Annotated in this window: 19 protein-coding genes and 1 tRNA gene; 11 read left to right on the top strand and 9 right to left on the bottom strand. The window is 60.8% G+C overall.

Annotated elements, in window-relative coordinates; genetic code table 11:
• Nucleotides 1-42: 42 nt before the first annotated feature.
• Together grxC and ACSSNI_RS00565 are read right to left on the bottom strand one after the other, a co-directional pair.
• Nucleotides 43-297 (bottom strand): glutaredoxin 3, encoded by a 255-nt coding sequence (gene grxC / locus ACSSNI_RS00570; RefSeq protein WP_045423478.1) that lies wholly within the window; start codon nucleotides 295-297, stop codon nucleotides 43-45.
• 2 nt (nucleotides 298-299) lie between these two features.
• On the bottom strand, nucleotides 300-713 hold the full coding sequence (locus ACSSNI_RS00565) for a rhodanese-like domain-containing protein (RefSeq protein ID WP_200640044.1): 414 nt from the start codon (nucleotides 711-713) through the stop codon (nucleotides 300-302).
• 140 nt (nucleotides 714-853) lie between these two features.
• Here ACSSNI_RS00565 and gpmI point away from each other — a divergent pair, with 140 nt between their 5' ends.
• The 4 genes from gpmI (at nucleotide 854) to ACSSNI_RS00545 (ending at nucleotide 6,010) form a co-directional block, all read left to right on the top strand.
• Complete coding sequence (gene gpmI / locus ACSSNI_RS00560) at nucleotides 854-2,389, top strand: 2,3-bisphosphoglycerate-independent phosphoglycerate mutase (protein WP_200640045.1); 1,536 nt, start codon at nucleotides 854-856, stop codon at nucleotides 2,387-2,389.
• A 156-nt stretch (nucleotides 2,390-2,545) separates the two neighbouring features.
• Nucleotides 2,546-3,814, top strand: a complete 1,269-nt coding sequence (locus ACSSNI_RS00555; protein ID WP_102836570.1) for a murein hydrolase activator EnvC family protein — start codon at nucleotides 2,546-2,548, stop codon at nucleotides 3,812-3,814.
• A gap of 42 nt (nucleotides 3,815-3,856) precedes the next feature.
• Nucleotides 3,857-5,194 carry a S41 family peptidase gene (locus ACSSNI_RS00550; RefSeq protein ID WP_200640046.1) on the top strand — a complete coding sequence of 446 codons (1,338 nt, stop codon included), beginning with the start codon at nucleotides 3,857-3,859 and terminating at the stop codon, nucleotides 5,192-5,194.
• A gap of 3 nt (nucleotides 5,195-5,197) precedes the next feature.
• Nucleotides 5,198-6,010, top strand: a complete 813-nt coding sequence (locus ACSSNI_RS00545) for a divergent polysaccharide deacetylase family protein (RefSeq protein ID WP_200640047.1) — start codon at nucleotides 5,198-5,200, stop codon at nucleotides 6,008-6,010.
• Between the two features lie 7 nt (nucleotides 6,011-6,017).
• Here ACSSNI_RS00545 and ACSSNI_RS00540 read toward each other — a convergent pair whose 3' ends face one another.
• The 7 genes from ACSSNI_RS00540 to hisB all read right to left on the bottom strand — a co-directional run bounded on the left by ACSSNI_RS00540 (nucleotide 6,018) and on the right by hisB (nucleotide 11,128).
• Complete coding sequence (locus tag ACSSNI_RS00540) at nucleotides 6,018-6,764, bottom strand: substrate-binding periplasmic protein (RefSeq protein WP_200640048.1); 747 nt, start codon at nucleotides 6,762-6,764, stop codon at nucleotides 6,018-6,020.
• A 323-nt stretch (nucleotides 6,765-7,087) separates the two neighbouring features.
• Nucleotides 7,088-7,834: a substrate-binding periplasmic protein gene (locus ACSSNI_RS00535; RefSeq protein WP_200640049.1), complete on the bottom strand. Its 747-nt coding sequence runs from the start codon at nucleotides 7,832-7,834 to the stop codon at nucleotides 7,088-7,090.
• Between the two features lie 91 nt (nucleotides 7,835-7,925).
• On the bottom strand, nucleotides 7,926-8,696 hold the full coding sequence (gene hisF, locus ACSSNI_RS00530) for an imidazole glycerol phosphate synthase subunit HisF (protein WP_046161518.1): 771 nt from the start codon (nucleotides 8,694-8,696) through the stop codon (nucleotides 7,926-7,928).
• 95 nt (nucleotides 8,697-8,791) lie between these two features.
• Nucleotides 8,792-9,535, bottom strand: coding sequence for a 1-(5-phosphoribosyl)-5-[(5-phosphoribosylamino)methylideneamino]imidazole-4-carboxamide isomerase (gene hisA, locus ACSSNI_RS00525; RefSeq protein ID WP_102836567.1), 744 nt, complete (start codon nucleotides 9,533-9,535; stop codon nucleotides 8,792-8,794).
• A gap of 101 nt (nucleotides 9,536-9,636) precedes the next feature.
• Nucleotides 9,637-9,897, bottom strand: a complete 261-nt coding sequence (locus ACSSNI_RS00520; RefSeq protein ID WP_102836566.1) for a DUF2164 domain-containing protein — start codon at nucleotides 9,895-9,897, stop codon at nucleotides 9,637-9,639.
• Nucleotides 9,897-10,535: an imidazole glycerol phosphate synthase subunit HisH gene (gene hisH / locus ACSSNI_RS00515; RefSeq protein ID WP_200640050.1), complete on the bottom strand. Its 639-nt coding sequence runs from the start codon at nucleotides 10,533-10,535 to the stop codon at nucleotides 9,897-9,899. The genes ACSSNI_RS00520 and hisH overlap by 1 nt, the downstream gene beginning before the upstream one ends.
• Nucleotides 10,535-11,128: an imidazoleglycerol-phosphate dehydratase HisB gene (gene hisB, locus ACSSNI_RS00510; protein WP_102836564.1), complete on the bottom strand. Its 594-nt coding sequence runs from the start codon at nucleotides 11,126-11,128 to the stop codon at nucleotides 10,535-10,537. Before hisB ends, hisH begins: the two co-directional genes overlap by 1 nt.
• 231 nt (nucleotides 11,129-11,359) lie before the next feature.
• Between hisB and ACSSNI_RS00505 the strand changes: the two genes are divergently transcribed.
• From ACSSNI_RS00505 to ACSSNI_RS00475, 7 genes are all read left to right on the top strand, one after another.
• Entirely contained in the window at nucleotides 11,360-11,758 is a 399-nt protein-coding gene (locus ACSSNI_RS00505; protein ID WP_148925971.1) for an acetyl-CoA sensor PanZ family protein, read from the top strand.
• A gap of 165 nt (nucleotides 11,759-11,923) precedes the next feature.
• The gene (locus tag ACSSNI_RS00500; protein WP_200640051.1) at nucleotides 11,924-14,149 is read left to right on the top strand and encodes an AsmA family protein; all 2,226 of its coding nucleotides are present in this window, start codon (nucleotides 11,924-11,926) and stop codon (nucleotides 14,147-14,149) included.
• Between the two features lie 11 nt (nucleotides 14,150-14,160).
• Nucleotides 14,161-15,228, top strand: coding sequence for an A/G-specific adenine glycosylase (mutY, locus tag ACSSNI_RS00495; RefSeq protein WP_200640707.1), 1,068 nt, complete (start codon nucleotides 14,161-14,163; stop codon nucleotides 15,226-15,228).
• Nucleotides 15,225-15,497 carry an oxidative damage protection protein gene (locus ACSSNI_RS00490; protein WP_148925556.1) on the top strand — a complete coding sequence of 91 codons (273 nt, stop codon included), beginning with the start codon at nucleotides 15,225-15,227 and terminating at the stop codon, nucleotides 15,495-15,497. Before mutY ends, ACSSNI_RS00490 begins: the two co-directional genes overlap by 4 nt.
• A gap of 160 nt (nucleotides 15,498-15,657) precedes the next feature.
• A tRNA-Phe gene (locus ACSSNI_RS00485) sits at nucleotides 15,658-15,733 on the top strand.
• Between the two features lie 407 nt (nucleotides 15,734-16,140).
• Complete coding sequence (locus ACSSNI_RS00480; RefSeq protein WP_448258761.1) at nucleotides 16,141-17,079, top strand: TonB-dependent receptor; 939 nt, start codon at nucleotides 16,141-16,143, stop codon at nucleotides 17,077-17,079.
• 66 nt (nucleotides 17,080-17,145) lie between these two features.
• Nucleotides 17,146-18,270 (top strand): TonB-dependent receptor, encoded by a 1,125-nt coding sequence (locus ACSSNI_RS00475; RefSeq protein ID WP_448258960.1) that lies wholly within the window; start codon nucleotides 17,146-17,148, stop codon nucleotides 18,268-18,270.

The raw sequence follows: 18,270 nt of genomic DNA, 5'->3' as shown, positions 1-18,270 counted from the left end.
AGCGGAATTCTCATCCGCTACCGACAGGCCCTTTTTATCGATTCACGCCTGAAGCATCGCATCCAGGCGGCCTGCCCGCTCCAACGCGTGCAGCTCGTCGCAGCCACCGACGTGCTCATCACCAATCCATATCTGCGGGACAGAAGTTCTTCCAGCCTTCGCCGCCATTTCCGAGCGCAACGCGGGCTTACCGTCGACAGGAATTTCCTCGTAGCTGACGCCCTTGCGATCAAGCAAACTCTTGGCCCTGATACAGAACGGGCACCAGGCGGTGGTGTACATGACGACTTTCGACATAGTTATTTAACCACTGGCAGATTTTCGCCGCGCCAGCTGGAAATTCCTCCGGACAGTTTCGCGGCAGTTAAGCCCGCCTTCTGCAGCTCACGGCAAGCCGTTCCGGCGTGCTGGCCCATGGCGTCGACGACGATAATCGTCTTGCCCTTGTGCTTTTCCAGCTCGCCCAGTCGGCTGACCAGCTTCTCGTGGGGAATGTTCAATGAATCGACGATATGGCCGGCGTCGAACTCCTTCTTCGCGCGCACGTCCAACACCACGCCTTCATCGCGGTTGACCAGGCCGGTCAGTTCGCGGTTGCTCAGGCTCTTGCCACCCTTGCGTGCCTCGGTGATGGCAAGAAGAACCAGCAACACCAGAAAGATGCTGACCAGAACATAGTGATTAGAGACAAATTCAATCAGGTTAGCGACCATCTAAAGGGTACCCGGGGGATAAAATGCGGGCCAGTATACACAGCCCCCCCACCGGGCTGAACCCTGCGGATCGTGACGCCTAACCGGCCAACTATTAGACTGGCCGCCTTTTTTCGCGACCTGTGCAAGGAGCCCGACACATGCCCGCCGCGCCCAAACCCCTGGTATTGATCATCCTCGACGGCTTCGGACACAGTGACAGTCCCGAATTCAATGCCATCCACGCCGCCAACAAGCCAGTCTATGACCGCCTGCTGGCCAGCCAACCGCACGGCTTGATTTCAGGCAGCGGCATGGATGTCGGTTTGCCGGACGGGCAGATGGGCAACTCCGAAGTCGGCCACATGAATCTGGGTGCAGGCCGAGTGGTGTACCAAGACTTCACGCGGGTCACCAAATCCATCCGTGACGGCGAGTTTTTCGAGAACCCGACCATTTGCACCGCAGTGGACAAAGCCGTGGGTGCAGGCAAAGCGGTACATATCCTCGGCTTGCTTTCCGACGGTGGCGTCCACAGCCACCAGGACCACTTGGTCGCGATGGCGGAACTGGCCGCCAAGCGCGGCGCCGATAAAATCTACCTGCATGCATTCCTCGACGGCCGCGACACGCCACCGAAAAGCGCACAGCACTCAATCGAACTGATGCAGGCAACCTTTACCCGCTTGGGCAAGGGGCGCGTCGCAAGCCTGATCGGCCGCTACTTCGCCATGGATCGCGACAACCGCTGGGACCGGGTCGAACAGGCGTACAGCCTGATCGTCGACGGCAAGGCCGAACACCGCGCCGACTATGCAGTTGACGGTTTGATTGCCGCCTACGAGCGCGGCGAGAGCGATGAGTTCGTCAAGGCCACCACCATTGGCGAGCCAGTCCGCGTGGAGGACGGTGATGCCGTGGTGTTCATGAACTTCCGAGCCGATCGCGCACGTGAATTGACCCGCTGCTTTGTCGAGCCTGGCTTCAACGAATTTCAACGCGCCCGTGTGCCAGCGCTGGCTGGTTTCGTCATGCTGACCCAATATGCCGCGAGCATCCCGGCGCCAAGCGCCTTTGCTCCGGAAGGCCTGACGAACGTGCTCGGTGAATATCTGGCGAACAATGGCAAGACCCAGCTACGTATCGCCGAAACAGAGAAGTACGCTCACGTCACGTTCTTCTTTTCGGGCGGCCGCGAGGAACCCTTTGCCGGCGAAGAGCGCATCTTGATTCCCTCTCCGCAGGTCGCCACCTACGACATGCAGCCGGAGATGAGCGCGCCAGAGGTGACTGATCGCATCGTCGATGCCATCGAGAACCGGCGATTTGATGTGATCATCGTTAACTACGCCAACGGTGACATGGTTGGCCATACCGGTGTTTTCGACGCCGCGGTCAAGGCCGTGGAATGCCTGGACACGTGTGTTGGACGGATCGTCGCAGCGCTGGACAAGGTCGGCGGCGAAGCGCTGATCACCGCCGATCACGGCAACGTCGAGCAGATGGAAGACGTGATGACCGGACAGGCACACACAGCTCATACGTGCGAGCCGGTACCCTTCATCTATGTGGGCAAGCGCAACCTGACCATCCGCGAAGGCGGCGTGCTCGCCGATGTGGCACCGACCATGCTGACGCTGCTGGGCATGTCGGTACCCCCAGAGATGACCGGACGCTCAATTGTCGAGCTGAGCTGAATCGCTCTAGCTACTAAACGCCACGAGACAAGCACCGATACGCCGGCAAAGGCGTACCGGTTATCGCCCACGTCATCTGTAGCAGATGGCGTGCAGCCTGCCCGTGCTTTTTTAGGCATACTACGACGGTCGTTGAACTCTCGGTTACGCCCTCTCATGTCCCGTATATTTCTCGTGTTCGCACTGTTCTGCCTGCTTGGCTCAGCCATTGCGGATGAGCGCGCGGATGCGCGCAAGCAGATCGAAGCGGCACGCCAGGACGTCGCGGAATTGCAGAAGCTGCTCAAACAGATCGAACAGGAGAAATCCGCGGTCCAGAAGCAACTGCAGACGACCGAAAGCGAAATGGGCCAGCTGGAGAAACAGGTCGACTCCTTGCAACAGGAAATCGATCGCAGCGAGGCCGAGCTGGAACGCCTCAATGACGAGAAAGCCACGCTTGAAGGCGCCCGTATCGAACAACAACGCCTGATCGGCATACAGGCACGCGCGGCTTATCAGAGCGGTCGTGAGGAATACCTGAAGCTGCTACTCAACCAGCAGAATCCGGAAAAATTCAGCCGCACCCTGACCTACTACGACTACCTCAGCAAAGCCCGCTTCGAGCAGCTCGAAAGCTTCAATGAAACGCTGCGTCAGCTGGCCGGCGTCGAAGCCGGTATTGAGAAGCAGCAGGCCACGCTGGCCGAGCAGCAGGACGGCCTCAAACAACGGCGGGCGCAACTGGCCGAAGTCCGTGAGGAGCGCCAACTGGCGCTGGCCAAACTCGATAAAGACCTGTCCAGTCGCGACCAGAAGCTCAAAGCACGCAAGCAGGAGCAGGCGCAGCTGGAGCGCGTACTCAAGACCATTGAAGAAACCCTTGCACGCCAGGCGCGGGAAGCTGAACAAGCGCGCCAACGCGAACTGGCCATGGCCCGCGAGCGCGAACAAGAGCAGGCGCGTCAACAGCAGGCCGGCCGCCCTAGCCCAGCACCGTCCGGCCCGCTCGTCTCAAGTGCGGGCGGAAATTTTGGCGGTCCTTTCGCCAAGGCCAAGGGCAAGCTGCCCTGGCCGGTAGACGGAAGATTGGTGGCACGCTACGGCACTCCGCGCGGCGGCGATGCTCGAACCAAGTGGGACGGCGTGCTGATTGGCGCCGACGTTGGCACTCAAGTCCGAGCTGTGCATGGAGGCCGCGTGGTCTTTGCCGATTGGTTGCGTGGTGCCGGCCTGCTGGTGATCCTCGATCACGGCAACGGTTATCTCAGCCTTTATGGACACAATCAGAGTCTGCTGCGTGATGCAGGAGACATCGTCAAGGCAGGCGACCCAATTGCCACCGTAGGAACCAGTGGCGGGCAAGAGGCTGCCGCACTGTATTTCGCCATTCGCCAACAGGGTCGCCCGAGCGATCCGGCACAATGGTGTCGCGCTCAGGGATAGGCCAACCAGGCCTTAGCGCGCCCCTCATAACTGGAGTCAGACATGCTGCACCTGTGCCGTTTTGCCCAACCCACCACCCTGGCCCTGACCATCATGCTGGGGATGCACGGTAGCGCCTTGGCGCAGCAATCGCCCCCCGAGATCGCCCCAGAACCGCTCCAGTTGAACACCGCGACGCAAAAAGCGCCGTTGCCACTGGAAGAACTGCGGACCTTTGCCGAAGTACTGGACCGGATCAAGGCCGCATACGTGGAGCCGGTCGACGACAAAACACTGTTGGAGAATGCCATCAAGGGCATGCTCAGCAACCTCGACCCCCATTCCGCCTACCTTGAACCCGATGCATTCGCCGATCTTCAGGAGAGCACCAGCGGGGAGTTCGGCGGCCTGGGCGTCGAAGTCGGGATCGAAGATGGCTTCATCAAGGTGGTATCGCCGATCGACGATACCCCGGCGTCCAAGGCCGGCATCGAAGCGGGCGATCTGATCATCAAGATCGACGGCAAGCCGACCAAGGGCATGTCGATGATGGATGCGGTAGGCATGATGCGCGGCAAACCAGGCAGCGACATATCGCTTTCGCTGGTGCGCGAGGGCGGCAAGCCTTTTACGGTCAAGCTCACCCGCGCCGTGATCAAGGTAAACAGCGTCAAGAGTCAGCTGCTTGAGCCGGGATATGGCTACCTGCGCGTCACGCAATTCCAGATCAATACTGGCGAGGAAGTGGGTAAGGCCCTGGCACGCTTGCGCAAAGAAAATGGCAAGAAGCTCAACGGACTGGTGCTCGATCTGCGCAACAATCCCGGAGGGGTGCTCCAAGCGGCAGTGGAGGTATCCGACCATTTCCTGACTGACGGATTGATCGTCTATACCAAGGGCCGTATCGCCAACTCCGAATTGCGCTTCAACGCAGACGCGGCCGACGCCAGCGAAGGCGTTTCGCTGGTCGTGCTGATCAATGGAGGCAGCGCCTCGGCGTCGGAAATCGTGGCCGGCGCCTTGCAGGATCAGAAACGGGGCGTGGTCATGGGGACCGACAGCTTCGGTAAAGGCTCGGTGCAGACGGTACTTCCGCTGAATAACGACCGAGCTCTGAAGCTCACCACTGCGCTTTATTACACGCCTAATGGTCGCTCCATCCAGGCCCAGGGAATCGAGCCGGATATTCGGGTCACCCGCGCCAAACTGACGCGTGAACAAGCGGCGGAAGGCATTCGCGAGGCCGATCTGGCCGGGCACCTTGGCAATGGCAACGGGGGCGAGGACCGGCCCACAACGGCGCCGATCGTCAGTGAATCTCCACGCCCTCAGGATGAGGACTACCAACTCGGTCAGGCGCTGAATCTGCTCAAGGGGTTGAACCTCACCCGCGGCCAGTAGTTGATGCCCAGGGTTTTAGCTTTGCTGTTGGGGGTATTGGTTCCGCTTGCGGCTGTTGGCGCAACGGATATCGCGCCCCATGACAACGGCGATGCCGTCGATCTGGCATCCGTTTCGCGAATGCCAAAACTGGCACTGGTCATGGATGACCTGGGCCAGAACGCGGCGCGCGATGCACGCGTTCTGGCCTTGCCTGGCCCTGTGGGCATGGCGATTCTGCCTGACACTCGGCATGCCACAGAGCTGGCGGAGCGAGCCAACGCGGCAGGCAAGACCGTCATGTTGCACCTGCCCATGGCCCCTGCTGATGGGCCTTACGCCTGGCAACCGCAGCTGCCTGCAGCGGAGCTCGACCGGCGGCTGAACGATGCCCTCGCAAAGGTGCCGCATGCCAGCGGTGTTAACAATCACATGGGCAGCCAGATGACCGACCGCCAAGAGCCCATGGCCTCGCTCATGCGCGAGCTGCAACAACGCCACCTATTCTTTCTCGACAGCCGTACCAATGCAGCTACCGTTGCAGCTGCGACTGCGCAACGCATCGGCCTGGCGAGTCTTTCTCGTGACATTTTTCTCGATGACGACCCCAGCCCCGAAGCCGTGGCTGCGCAGTTTCGAGCCGCCGTACAGCTCGCTCACAGGCAGGGTTCAGTGGTGGTGATCGGTCACCCACACCCGGCAACGCTCGCCCTGTTGGAGCGGGAGCTGCCGAAGCTGGCTGCTCAGGGTATCGACTGGGTGGACCTCGGCCAGATGATCGCCACCCGAGGCAACCGCGCCATGATCGCCCATGGCGCAAACGGCCTGTATCGATGAGGACAGGTCACAGATAGCGACGCATGATGGCATCGATGGCGCCGTCACTCTTCATCTCATTCAGCGCTTTCTGCAACCGAGAGACGACTTCATCCGGCGTCTCTTTATTGAGCGCAAGAAACAACTGCGCGTCGTTAAAACGCAACACCGTAGTCAGACCGCTCACCCCCTCCTGCTTCGCCAGGTAGGGCCCGACCGGGTCGGTTGTCGCCCAGAGATCTATCTGCCCCTTGAGCAGCTTGCCGATGTTTTCCTGGTCGCGCAGTGAGTTGATCGGCTCGAAACCCTTGCTTTCCAAGTGCTGGCTAACCGCGTCGTTCTTGTAGGCGCCGACTTGGTACTGCTTGGCCTGCTCAAGCGAACTCAGCCGCATCGGGCTGCCTGCCGGGGCCAGCAGCACCCATCCGGTACTGGCCAGCGGGCCGACCCATTTGAACAGCGGCTCACGCTCAGGTGTATAGGTGGTAGAAAACAGTCCCTGATCGGGATGCTCCAGGACCTGGTTGTAGATGCGCTCCCAGGGGAAACGCAGCGTCAGGCTGTAATCAATCTCGGCACGCTTGAACATCTCGCGCACGATCTCGGCATTGATCCCGCTGATGTTGTGGTCTGCTGCGTAGTTCTTGCCGTCAGCGGCCATATTGAACGGCGGGAAATTCTCGGTCAGTAGCACCACCTTGTAGTCTTCAGGCAGTGCTGCCCTGGTCGAGACGGCCATTACCAGCAATAGCCCGGCCGCTAGAATTCGTCTCATCGCACCCTCCCCCGTATGCAAAACATCCACAGGCGACACAACGCTGACAACTGCCTAGCAGAGCCCATGCGTGTGTCGCACCTTTAATGTTTAGCAACTTGCGATCCAGGCGTAGCGTGGCTACGGCCGAAATGGGATGAACCGCACAAACTTGAGCATCATATTGCCATCACCCCAAGCCCTTACAGCTGCGCGACGGGCGAAACGGAAGGAGACTCCCCTGTGCTCGCTGAGGAGACTCAGCATTAACGTTCCGAAACGGGGCGCTGTGGCGCAACAACGCTACGAATCGGAACAAGCTGAGATGCGGCCGGAAAGACTACTTACAGATAACGACCTTCAATACTGGCTAGCGTGCCGTCAGAGCGCATCTGCTCCAGCGCGGCCTGCAGCCTGGCTACGGTCTCATCAGGGACACCTTTGTTGAGCGCCAGGTAGAGCTCCGCACTGTCGAACTTGAGCACCCGCTTTAGGCCGTTTACGCCTTGCTGCTTGGCCAGGTAGCGCCCAGCCGGATCACCGGTGGCCCAGAGGTCGATCGTGCCGCCCTGGAGCTTGTCCACGTTGGTTTGGTCGCGCAGGACCAGCGACGGCTCCAACCCCTGTGCCGCGAGGTGTTCGGCAATCGCATCACCCTTGTAGGCGCCAATGCGGTACTGGCTGGCCTGCTCGAGACTGCTGACTTCGATCGTGCTGTCGCCCCTGGCCAACAGCACCCAGTCGTCCGGACCGATCGGCCCCACCCACTTGAAGAGCTCTTCCCGCTCCGGTAGCCGCGCAGTGACGAATACGCCGTACCCTGGCATCTCCAGAGCCATCTTGTAAATCCGCTCCCAGGGGAAACGCAGCGTCAGCGTGTACTCCACACCGGCACGCTTGAACATTTCACGAACGATGTCGGCGGCGATACCCGTAATGTTTTCGTCGCGCGCAAAATTCTTGCCGTCGACTGCCATGTTGTAGGGCGGGAAATTTTCGGTGAGCAGATTGATTGGCTCCGGCGCGGAGTGCGCAGCAGAAGTGATCAGCGACAGGCTGGCGGCCAGCGACAACAATGTGTTTTTGAACATGGTGGGGTTCCTTGATGCGGCAGCCGCGGTATGTCGCGGCTGTGTCCTTGTATGTTGTAAGTGCAGCTTCGAGCAGTCCGGTACGCGCCGATCAGCGCATCACGATGCCGCAGCTGGCCATATAGGCCTTGGCTTCCGGCACGGTGTACTCGCCGAAATGGAAGATGCTTGCGGCCAGCACCGCATCGGCCTTGCCTTGCAGAACGCCATCGGCCAGATGCTGCAGATTGCCGACGCCACCAGAGGCGATCACCGGAATATGCACCGCCTCGCTGATCGCCCGAGTTACGCCCAGGTCGTAGCCACTCTTGACACCGTCCTGGTCCATGCTGGTCAGGAGGATTTCGCCAGCGCCCAGCGCTTCCATCTTCTGCGCCCACAGCACGGCGTCGAGCCCGGTCGGCTTGCGCCCACCGTGAGTAAAGATCTCCCAACGCGGGGTTTCGCCCGGCTTGGAAACCCGCTTGGCATCAATGGCAACGACAATGCACTGCGAGCCAAACCGATCGGCCGCTTCACCGACGAACTCCGGCGTGAACACCGCGGCGGTGTTGATCGAGACCTTGTCGGCGCCGGCGTTGAGCAGGTTGCGAATATCCTGCACCGAGCGCACACCGCCGCCGACGGTCAGCGGAATGAACACCTGGCTAGCCATGCGCTCGACCGTATGCAGCGTGGTGTCGCGGTTGTCGACGCTGGCAGTGATATCGAGGAAGGTGATCTCGTCGGCGCCCTGTTCGTCGTAGCGACGGGCGATTTCTACTGGATCACCGGCATCGCGGATGTTTTCAAACTGGACGCCCTTGACCACGCGGCCGTTGTCCACGTCGAGGCAGGGAATGATGCGTTTGGCCAAGGCCATGGTCGATCTCTCTCGTAGGGTGGACAACCGCGCAGCGTTGTCCACCGGGTCACCGGATGCACGGCGGACAAGCGAAGCGTTGTCCGCCCTACGGCTTATTCGTCCTTGTACTTCAGATCGCAGAGCGCCTGCGCCTCGGCAACATCGAGCGTGCCCTCATAAATCGCACGACCGGTAATTGCGCCGACAATCCCGCGCGTGTTGGTGTCGAGCAGCTTCTGGATGTCACCGATGTTGTGAATGCCGCCAGAGGCGATCACCGGGATGCGACTGGCATTGGCCAGCGCCACAGTGGCTTCGACGTTGCAGCCCTGCATCATGCCGTCCTTGGCGATGTCCGTGTAGACGATTGCCGAGACGCCATCAGCCTCGAAGCGTCGCGCCAGATCGACAGCCTGAACACTGCTGACCTCAGCCCAGCCGTCGGTGGCGACAAAGCCGTCTTTCGCATCCAGGCCGACGATCACCTTGCCCGGGAAGGCGCGGCAGGCTTCGCCGACGAATTCCGGCTGCTTGACCGCCTTGGTGCCGATGATCACGTAGCTGACGCCAGCGCGAACGTAGTGCTCGATGGTTTCCAGCGAGCGGATGCCGCCACCGATCTGGATCGGCAGGTCGGGATAGCGCTTGGCGATTGCGGTGACCACTTCACCATTGACCGGCTGGCCTTCGAAGGCGCCGTTGAGATCGACCAGATGCAGGCGACGGCAGCCGGCCTCGACCCATTTGGCGGCCATGGCCACCGGGTCGTCGGAGAACACCGTGGCGTCGTCCATCAGGCCCTGACGCAGACGCACACAGGCGCCGTCCTTGAGATCGATGGCGGGAATGATCAGCATGCTTTTTCCTTCGTCAAACGAGCGGCAAGCTGCAAGCCGATAGCGGCGAGCATGCCTGCGTATCTATTTCTGGCAACGTCAGCAGAAGCCTGCCGCTGCCGCTAGTTTTTCTCGAGCGCCCACAGGTCGCTTTCGATGCTTTCGAAGCGCTCTTTCAGGTGCGTCTGCACGTCGAAGATCGCCTTGTTGTAGTACAGCGGAGCGATCTCGCGAGCGAACAGATCGAGCACTTCCTGCGCCTCGAATGAACCCAGTTCCAACTCGAAGCGGTCTTCCAGAAAGCGCTTGATGATCTGCTGTGCGGCCTGTTCCTGAGCTGAATCCAGTGCCAAGACCGGCGCCTTGAGCTTCGCCCGGCTCATTACCAGCGGCCATCCCAGGCAGCGAAGTTCTGCAGCAGCTGCAAGCCGTTGGTATGGCTCTTTTCGGGATGGAACTGCACGGCAAAGCGCGAACCGTCGGCCAGCGCGGCGGCGAAATCCTTGCCGTAATGGCCACGGCCAACCACCTGGCGCGGATTACCGGCCTCGATGTAGTAGCTGTGCACGAAATAGAAGCGGCCATCGGCGGGAATGTTGTGCCAGAGCGGATGGCTGACAGCCTGCTCGACCTGGTTCCAGCCCATATGCGGCACCTTGAGGCGCTCGCCGTCTTCTTCCAGATCCTTGCCGAAGAAACGCACCTGACCGGGAAACAGGCCAATGCAATCGACGCCGCCGTTCTCTTCGCTGCGCTCCATCAGTGCCTGCATACCCACGCAGATGCCGAGGAACGGCCGATCGACGCTGACTTCACGGACCAGCTCGTCAAAGCCCAGCCGGCGGATTTCAGCCATGCAATCGCGAATCGCGCCGACGCCGGGAAACACAACGCGATCGGCTTCGCGAATGACTTGGGCATCGCTGGTAATCAGCACCCGACCGGCTCCGACATGCTCGAGCGCCTTGGCGACCGAATGCAGGTTGCCCATGCCGTAATCGATGACTGCGACGGTCTGCATTACAGGCAACCTTTGGTCGACGGCATCTGCCCGGCCATGCGCTCATCCAGCGTCACCGCCATGCGCAGCGCGCGGCCGAACGCCTTGAACACGGTCTCGATCTGGTGGTGGGTGTTGTGCCCGCGCAGGTTGTCGATGTGCAGGGTCACCAAGGCGTGGTTAACGAAGCCCTGGAAGAATTCCTGAAACAGATCGACATCGAAGCCGCCCACGCTGGCGCGGGTGTAGGGGACATGCATCTGCAGACCCGGACGCCCGGAAAAGTCGATCACCACGCGCGACAGCGCTTCATCCAATGGCACGTAGGAATGCCCGTAACGGGTCATGCCTTTCTTGTCGCCAACAGCTTTGGCGAATGCCTGGCCGAGGGTGATGCCAACGTCTTCGACGGTGTGGTGGTCATCAATGTGCAAATCGCCCTGGCATTCGATGTCCAGATCGATCAAACCGTGGCGGGCGATCTGGTCGAGCATATGCTCGAGAAACGGCACGCCGATGGCAAAGCGGCTCTTGCCGGTGCCGTCCAGGTTGATGGTGGCCTTGACCTGGGTTTCCAGGGTGTTGCGCTCTACGCAAGCCGTACGTTCGGACATCAACAGCTCCGCTGATCGTGGGGCGAAAAATGAGCCGCATTATAGGCCCAAACCTACCCTCGTCGATACGCGCCCAGCGGCTCGGCTGCTGCAAACCGCCGGCTGGCTGGTCGAGCAGCACGGAGGCTGACCGCTCAACGACTCACCGGCCGGCCTATCGGCTGCGCTGTCGTGCGTCGCAGAGCCGGCACGGTTATCCTTTCCGTCACTCACCACAACAGCCAGGTCAACATGCCCGTTTTCGTTGAAGTCGTAACCGAGCCCAGCCAGCAGGACCGTATCGATCTGGCGAAAATCTTCGCCGACGCCCCTGCCTGGCTCCTGACGCCTTACGCAGATGCAGCTGCCCTTATCGAGGCCGGGTTGGCCGACCACAGCCTGATCGGGGGTCGTTTCAATGACCGGCTGCTCGGTGCCGCCCTGTTGCAACGAGGCTCGCCCAACTGGCGTCTGTCGCACTTGTGCGTACGTAAGCTCACTCGCCGTCGGGGCGTAGGTGCACGCATCCTCGAAGAAAGTCGGCGTCTGGCCAGTGAAGCCGGGCAGGATCTGCACCTGGCGGCACCGGCAGACCAGCTGGAGGCTCAAGCTTTGGCCGCACGGGCACATCTCCCACTAGACGCAATCTAAGCCCTGCCAACGTTTCTCCTCGAACTGTCATAGCGTCAGGCAGCGCCGCCATCGCACGCAGGAACCCACGCGCAGGTAACCACTCCAACGCCAGCCACGGCAAAAGCCGTGGTTCGTGACGCTATACTCGCTGCTTTTGAAATGCCAAACACAAAGGACCTGTCCATGAAAGCGCTCGGCAAGATCCTGGGCCTGGTAATCCTCGGGTTGCTGCTCCTCATCGTCGCATTGGGCTTCGCCCTGACCCACCTGTTCGACCCTAACGACTACAAAGACGAGATCCGCACACTCGCTCGCGACAAGGCCGGACTCGAGTTGAACATCGCCGGCGACATCGGCTGGAGCCTGTTCCCGTGGCTCGGCCTGGAACTGCACGACACTACCTTGGCCAGCGTGCAGACACCCGAACAGCCCTTCGCCGATCTGCGCATGCTGGGGCTGTCGGTCCGGGTACTGCCGTTGCTAAGTCGCGAAGTGGAGATGAGCGACATCACCCTCAATGGGCTGAACCTGACACTTAACCGCGACGAGAAGGGACGTGGTAACTGGGAAGGCGTGGGCCGCCCGGCCACTAGCGAAACACCGCCAGACGCAACGCCACCCACAAAAGCGGCCGAGCCTGGGGATGACGAGCAGACGGCCGATAACGCCAAGCGCACGTTGCAACTAGACATCGACAGCCTGACCATCAGCGACGCACGAGTGACCTACCATGATGCACAGACCGGACAGCAGTTCAGCGCCGAAGGCATCGAACTGACCACGGGCGCCATTCGCGAAGCCACCTCTATTCCAATCAAGCTCAACGCCTTTTTCGGCAGCAACAAGCCGGTCATGCGCGCGCGTACCGAGTTGCAGGGGGCGTTGCGCTTCGATACCAAGCTGCAGCGCTATCAGCTCGAAGATCTGCGCTTGAGCGGTGAGGCCTCTGGCGAACCCTTGCAAGGCAAGACGCTGTCGTTCAGCGCACAGGGCCAGCTTTTGGCCGACCTGGCTGCCGATATCGCCGAGTGGACCAGCCTCAAGTTCACGGCCAATCAATTGCGTGGTCTTGGCGAACTCAAGGCCCGTGATCTGCAGGACCAGCCAAAAATCACCGGTGCATTGTCGATCGCTGAATTCAACCTGCGCGAATTCCTCGAGAGCATCGGCCAACAGCTCCCGGCCATGACCGACAACACCGCGCTGGGCAAGGCCGAGCTGGTCACCCGCCTTGCCGGCACCCCGACCAGCCTGACCTTCGAAGAGATCAATCTGAAGCTGGACGGCAGCACCTTTACCGGCCAAATCGCGGTCAGTGATTTTGCCAAGCAAGCATTGCGAGTCGACCTGAGCGGAGACCAGCTGAATCTCGACCGCTATCTGCCGCCGCCAGAAAAGGAGGACCCTGCCGGTGCCGCGCGTCAAAGCGAGGTCAAAGCTACCCAAGCGGCAGTTATCGGCAGCGGCACCACGCCGCTGCCAGGCAAACCAACCCAGCAGGCCTGGAGCAGCACCACCGCCCTGCCGGTCAGCGCCCTGCGCAATCTGGACACGCGCATCAACCTAGGCATCGACAACCTCACTGCAATGAAGCTGCCGGTAGACAACTTCGCCCTCAAAGCGCGCACGGCAGGCGGGCTGCTGACGCTGGAGCAGTTGCGTGGCGGGCTCTACAACGGTCGAGTTGAAGCCTCCGCCAGTCTCGATGTCCGACCGCAGGTGCCCCTGATTACCGCACAGACCCGCCTAGCCCGCGTCCCCATCGAAGGCCTGCTGCAAAGCCAGGGCGAAGAGGTGGTGATCAAAGGCCTGCTCAACCTGGACAGCGACATCCGCACCCAGGGCAACAGCCAGCAAGCCTGGATCGACAACCTCAACGGCAAGATCGGCTTCATCATCGACAACGGCATCCTCGTCGATGCCAACCTCGAGCAGCAGCTTTGTCGCGCCATTGCCACCCTCAATCGCAAGCCATTGAGCAGCGAGCCGCGCGGCAAGGACACGCCATTCCGCGAACTGAAAGGCAACCTCACCCTGCGCAATGGCGTCGCCAGCAACCCCGACCTGAAGGTCAGCATTCCCGGTCTCACGGTGAACGGCGAGGGTGATGTTGACCTGCGCGTGCTCGGCATGGACTACCGCATCGGCCTCGTGATCGAGGGTGATAAGGGCGACATGCCCGACCCGGCCTGCGCCGTCAATGAACGGTATGTCGGTATCGAGTGGCCGTTGCGCTGCCGCGGTCCGCTCGAATTGGGCGCCAAGGCCTGTCGCTTCGACAATGACCGCCTCGGCAAGATCGCCGCCCGGCTCGCCGGAGACAAGCTCAACGAGACCATCGAAGAGAAGCTGGGCGACAAGGTCAGTCCTGAATTGAAAGACGCACTGAAAGGCCTGTTCAATCGATGACCCAGCAAACGTTGAGCGACGCGCAGTTCAGCGTCGCCGTTCTCGACTGGTACGACCGCCACGGGCGCAAGGATCTGCCCTGGCAGCAAGGCATCACGCCCTACCGTGTGTGGGTATCAGAGATCATGCTGCAACAGACGCAGGTCAGCACCGTGCTCGGCTACTTCGACCGCTTCATGGCAGCGCTTCCCACCGTCGAAGCCCTGGCCAGCGCGCCAGAGGACGAAGTTCTGCATCTATGGACCGGGCTGGGTTACTACAGCCGTGCACGAAACCTGCACAAGACCGCCAAACTGGTTGTTGCCGAGCATGGCGGTGAATTTCCACAGGACGTGGAACAGCTGGCCGAGCTGCCCGGCATTGGACGGTCCACTGCCGGCGCCATTGCCAGCCTGAGCATGGGCCTGCGGGCATCAATTCTGGACGGCAACGTCAAGCGCGTGCTGGCCCGCTTTGCCGCACTGGAGGGCTATCCAGGCGAGCCAAAGGTAGCCCGACAGCTATGGGACGTGGCGGAGCGGCTGACCCCACAAACACGAGTCAACCATTACACCCAGGCAATGATGGACCTGGGTGCGACACTCTGCACGCGCAGCAAACCCAGCTGCCTGCTCTGCCCACTGAAGACTGGCTGCCGCGCCCACCTGCTGGGTCGCGAAACTGATTTTCCGACGCCCAAGCCGCGCAAGACACTTCCGCGCAAGCGCACCCTGATGCCGCTGCTGGCCAACCATGAGGGCGCCATACTGCTCTATCGCCGCCCTCCTACGGGACTGTGGGGCGGACTCTGGAGCCTGCCGGAGCTGGACGATCTAGCTGCGCTCGACCCACTCGCTGCGCGTCACGCCTTGCAATTGCAGCAGCGCCGCGAGCTCCCCACCCTGACCCATACCTTCAGTCATTTCCAGTTGGCCATCGAGCCCTGGCTGATCAGAGTCACGTCAGAAGTCGGCGCCGTGGCCGAGCCGGACTGGCTCTGGTATAACCTCGCCACCCCGCCGCGACTGGGGCTTGCCGCCCCGGTGAAGACGCTGCTCAAGCGCGCCGCTGCCGAATTGAACGCAGGAGAGATGTCATGACCCGCACCGTGAACTGCCGCAAGTACAAAGAAGAACTGCCCGGCCTGGAGCGCCCGCCTTATCCTGGCGCCAAGGGCGAAGACATCTACAACAACGTCTCGAAGAAGGCCTGGGACGATTGGCAGAAACACCAGACCATGCTGATCAATGAGCGCAGGTTGAACATGATGAACGCCGAGGACCGCAAATTCCTGCAGACCGAGATGGACAAATATCTCTCCGGCGAAGAATACGCCCAGGCCGAAGGCTACGTGCCGCCGAGCGAATAAGGTATTCGCAACCTTGGCGCAGCAAGAGCCAGCGCCAAGGTTTGCTGTCGCGCCTAGAGACCAAAGCGCCTGCATATATCGCTAAATGCCCGTTCTAACTAAATATTTTCAAAGCCACGCTTGACAGGCAAACGGCAAATCCGTCTAATAGCGCCCCGTTGCCCAGGTAGCTCAGTCGGTAGAGCAGGGGATTGAAAATCCCCGTGTCGGCGGTTCGATTCCGTCCCTGGGCACCACTAATCCGAACAAAAAGGCTCACCCATGCGGTGGGCCTTTTTGCTTTCTGCCGCTTATTTTCTGCTACGAACTCTTCGTCTGCGGCCCAGCAGCCTCCCTCCGCAACACCGAGCGCATCAAGCCAATCGCCCTGCCCTGCGCGACATGTTCGCCGCGAACCCGCGCGCCTCAGGTCCAGACGACCTGCGCGGCATCCGGCCCAAGTGCCGGCTTACATTTTGTATCAACGCCTCTTAAATGATGACTTCACCCGTCGAATGCCCGAGGCAGAGCACTTTGTTCCCGGCGATAACACCCGCGAGGTGGCCATTGGCGTCAGCATGACGACAAAGCTAATGCCAATTATTTTCATTTAGTTTACATTCCCGCCCCGATTTCCCAACAACACCAATATCGGGAGCTTCTCGTGTTCCGCAAATCCTGTCTGTGTCTGTCCATTTCGCTCGCGTCGATTTCCTTCTTGTCGGTCCCGGCCTTCGCCGAAAAGGCCGCTGAACTTGAGGCGGTAACCATCAGCGCGACACGCGCCCGCAGCGAAGCCGGCAAGACGCCACAGAAAATTACGGTGATCAGCCGCGAGCAGATCGAACAACAACTGGCGATTACCTCGGATCATGGCGCTGTGCTAAGCAACCTGATCCCGTCCTATTCGCCAAGCAGGCAGAAGATGAGCAGCGCAGGCGAGACTTTCCGCGGCCGCTCGGCGCTGATTCTCATCGACGGCGTACCGCAGTCCACACCGCTGCGTGACAGCCAACGCGACGGTTACGTCATCGACCTGTCGATGGTCGAACGCATCGAAGTCATCCACGGCGCCAGTGCCGAGCACGGTCTGGGCGCTACGGGCGGTATCATCAACTATGTCACCCGCCGCCCGGCCAGCGGTCCGCTGCGCCAGCACGCGGGCGTCAGCTTTACCGCACCCGGAGACTACGAGTCCGAAGGACTGGGCTACAAACTTGACTACCGTGTTGAAGGCACCCAGGGCGATCTCGACTACCTTGCCGCCGCCAGCTGGCAGACTCAGGGCATGTTCTACGACGCCAATGGGGATCTGATCGGCGTCGACGACACCCAGGGCGACGTGATGGATTCGACCGGCACCGATCTGCTGCTCAAGCTCGGCTACTGGCTGGATGACAATCAGAACATCGGCTTGATGATCAATCGCTACGAAGTCGAAGGCGAACACGAGTACGTCAACGTACCGGGTAACGCCAACGCTGAGATTCCCGCCACTTCGCGTAAAGGTGACCCGCAGGGCAAGGCTCCTCAGAACGAAACGCTGGCCACCAGCCTGTCCTACAAGCATGCCGACTTCTATGGCAACGAACTGGGCCTGTAGCTTTATACCCAGCGATTTCGTGCACGTTTTGGTGGCGGCACGAACGCCACTTTCCAGGACCCCAGCATCGCGCCGGCGGGAACGCTGTTCGACCAGTCGCAGAACGAGTCTGACAAGATCGGCGGCAAGCTGACCGTCAGCCGCGACGGCATGCTCAACAATCGCCTGATGCTCACCGGCGGTCTTGATGTACTGCAGGACACTACCAGCCAGCAGCTGATCCTCACTGATCGGGAATGGGTTCCTGAGACGGTATTCCGTAACTATGCCCCCTTCATTCAGGCTGAGATCCGCGCACTCGACCAGTTGACCTTCCACGCGGGGGTGCGTCATGAATTCGCCGACCTCGACGTCGACGGCTTCCGCACCATCGCTTCGACCAAACCGGTGGGCAACGTTGACGTGGAAGGTGGCAACCCGACCTTCGAGGAAACACTCTACAACGCCGGTGTGGTCTGGCAAATGAACGACTGGGCGCAACTGTTCGCCAACTACTCGGAAGGCTTCGGCATGCCGGATGTCGGTCGCGTGCTGCGGGGCATCGGCACTCCGGGAACCAGTGTGGACAACTTCCTCGACTTGCAACCGGTCGTTACCGAAAACCGTGAAATCGGCTTTCGCCTGAACCATGGCCCGTTCGACGCAGAGATCAGTTACTACGAGTCGGATGCCGAACTCGGATCGCGATTGGACAGCGTGGGCGGGGTCTATCAGGTTCGCCGCGAGCGCACCGAAATCGATGGCATCGAGTTCACCGGTGGCTGGCAGATCACCGAGGCGCACCGCCTGAAACTGATGTATGCACAGGTCAACGGCCAGTCCGATACTGACGATGACGGCAAGGTCGATACCGACCTCAATGGTGCGAACATCTCGCCGGATCGCTATGGCATCGGCTGGCAGGCCAACTGGAACGACAAGCTGCACAGCCTGTTGCAGGCCAACCACTACGCCAGCAGAAGCTTCGATCAGCCTGGGCTGGATTTCGATGGATACACCCTGGTGGATGCCACGCTGGGTTATCGCCTGCCGGTCGGCGAAGCCCGCTTGGGGATCGAGAACCTGTTCAACGAGGACTACCTGACCTACTACTCGCAGGCGGCCAATACCGGCTCGGACCTGACCCGCAACGGGCGAGTGTTCAACGGCCGCGGACGCACGCTCACCCTCGGTTATCAGGTCAGTTTCTGA

This window comes from Stutzerimonas tianxiuensis (assembly GCF_053470365.1).
This window is presented reverse-complemented; position numbering and strand designations above follow the sequence as displayed.